This window comes from Loigolactobacillus zhaoyuanensis, from assembly GCF_003946385.1.
Taxonomy (GTDB): domain Bacteria; phylum Bacillota; class Bacilli; order Lactobacillales; family Lactobacillaceae; genus Loigolactobacillus; species Loigolactobacillus zhaoyuanensis.
Genome location: NZ_RHOE01000124.1, coordinates 1 through 2,274, shown reverse-complemented (window position 1 = coordinate 2,274; position 2,274 = coordinate 1). Strand labels below are relative to the sequence as shown.

General features: G+C 44.6%; 3 protein-coding genes. All 3 read right to left on the bottom strand.

Annotation, left to right across the window (positions count from 1 at the left end; translation table 11 throughout):
* Positions 1 to 74 precede the first annotated feature (74 nt).
* Entirely contained in the window at positions 75 to 1,604 is a 1,530-nt protein-coding gene (tnpC, locus tag EKM76_RS13115) for an IS66 family transposase (protein WP_164507668.1), read from the bottom strand.
* A 64-nt stretch (positions 1,605 to 1,668) separates the two neighbouring features.
* A complete protein-coding gene (gene tnpB, locus EKM76_RS13110) occupies positions 1,669 to 2,022 on the bottom strand; it encodes an IS66 family insertion sequence element accessory protein TnpB (RefSeq protein ID WP_010011941.1) in 354 nt (117 codons plus the stop codon).
* Positions 2,012 to 2,188, bottom strand: a complete 177-nt coding sequence (locus tag EKM76_RS13530; protein ID WP_010012905.1) for a hypothetical protein — start codon at positions 2,186 to 2,188, stop codon at positions 2,012 to 2,014. Before EKM76_RS13530 ends, tnpB begins: the two co-directional genes overlap by 11 nt.
* Between the last annotated feature and the right edge of the window lie 86 nt (positions 2,189 to 2,274).

The window sequence follows — 2,274 nt, the reverse complement described above, 5'->3', positions numbered from 1 at the left end:
GTAAGCGGTAAATAATCACCCGTTTTAAAAAGACAACCAAACTTCTCGATTTTGAGAAATCTGGTTGTCTTTTGTTAGGCGGCATTTTTAGCTTGATGCTTGTCCGTTGTTTTTTTATTTTGATGCCGAGCACCTGGATAATGCCATGGTAAATAAACCGCTAACTGCGCCGGATCGGCGAAATCTGGTTGTTGCGGCAGTTCTTTTAACAGATAAGTAATGTAAGCTCGTGGATCAATGCCGTTGGCCTTGGCACTTTCAATTAAAGTTAGCCAAATGGCGGTTGATCTGGCTCCGGCTGGACTCGTACTGAAAAGCCAGTTTTTTCGGCCGATCACAAGACGCTTCATATTGCGTTCAGAAGCATTATTGCTCCAGTCCATCATGCCAATATTGATTAACCGATCTAAGGTCGGCCTTTGATCAACGGCGTAAGTGATTGCCTTACCTAAACGTGATTTAGGTAGTACCTGTGCCGAAGCGATCCATTTCCAGAAGCGCTTAAGTAGCTTGCGAATCTGACTACGTCGTCTACGCCGCCGCACGCGCGGGGAAAAATGCTGCCATTGTCGTTCATGGGCAAACATCTCATCGATCAATGTCAGGGGGACACTTGCTACTGTTTTACCGTTAACTTGGGCGGCATCGTAAAACTTACGCCGCACATGGGCCCAACAACCGACCCGAGTCACACTGTTTGCTAACAAGTTATAGCCGGCATAACCATCGCACTGTAGGATACCAGTGAAGTTCTGGTATAATTTTTGGGCGAAGGTGCCTGAACGTGTCTTGCTATAAGCATATAAAATAATTTGCTGGGGACATTGTTTGACCGTTCGGGCCACCCACATATAGGATTTTGCGGTTGCGGCTTTACCTGATTCACGTAGTACTTGAATTGGGGTCTCGTCACCTTGCAAATAGCGCTGCGCGCTGATTGCTTGCCACAATAGGTCGTAGATTGGCGCAACCATTTGACTTGATTTAATGATCCAGTTGGTCGCCGTGGCTTCTGAAAGTGCGATACCTAGTCGCTTCCAGTTGGGTAATTGCCGATATAACGGCGTACCTAAGATAAACTTTTGACAGATGATCTCGGCAACCACCGAAGCTGAAGCGAGACTATGCGGAATTAAAGCTGCTGGTGTGTGCGCTTGAATTAAATGCGCAATCCCATCTTCTAGTTCACATTCAAGGCACTTATAGGTGCGCGTATAAATACGCTCACGATAGAGTTTAGCCGGAATAAAATGCAGTTCTTCACGGACAAACTTTTTGCCAACGCTGGTTAGCTTATGACCTTGGTCACACTGTTGGCCAGTTAAATCAATAATTGTTTCTTTAACCGCCAAATGGCGGCTTAAGCTTTCTTGCCGGGTTTTTTTACGCTTTTTCTTTGCCGGTACTTGATCTGTGGCGCTGCTTTGTTGGCCAGTTTGCTCTGGCGCGCTAAAAACACCGTCATTACCTTCCAGTAAAGACAGCTGATTAGGGTCCGTTTGTTCTGATTTTTGACCATAAAGTTTTTTCGTCAAGTATGCGACCATCTCTGTCAATTCGGCCACCTGTTTGCGTAACGCCGCAATTTCTTCTTCTGGGGTCATTAGCCCACCTACTCAGTCCGTATTTTATGAATTGAGTTTACCACGTCTCCTTTAGCTTGAATAGTTATTTTTCATGTCCAGGTGGACATGTTTTATGAATAGTGGCGTCTAACGACCAACCGCTGAGTAATCGCCGCAATTGTTTGGCATTCAGTTTGCGTAATGCATTCTGATTAGTCGGCCACTGTAACCGCCCATTTTCAATTCGTTTGTAAAGTAATAAAAAGCCATCACCGTCCCAGTAGAGCGCCTTAAAGCGGTCTTTCCTAGTACCACAGAATAAATAGAGCGCCTGATTATAAGGATCCAATTCAAATTGATCCTGGACAACGCCGGCTAAACCGTCGATGCCGCGGCGAAGATCCGTTTTACCGCACACTAAATAGACTTGGCGAATTTGCCGTTGATCAATGATCATCGGTGAACACCGCCTTTAAAACTGCTTCTAAAATATAGTTATTAATGCGATTGTAGACGATCACTGATTTATTTGTGCCAACCTTAATTTGTAGCGCCTTGGTTGTTGCGCGTAGCTGTGGTTCAGATTGATCCATTTTGATTTGTACAATATCGGGTTTTGCCAATAAAAATCACCTCACCAATTATTTGATGAGGTAATCATAACTTGGATTTAGTTAGTTTGATAGTCGGTCAGTTATTTGGTGCTTAC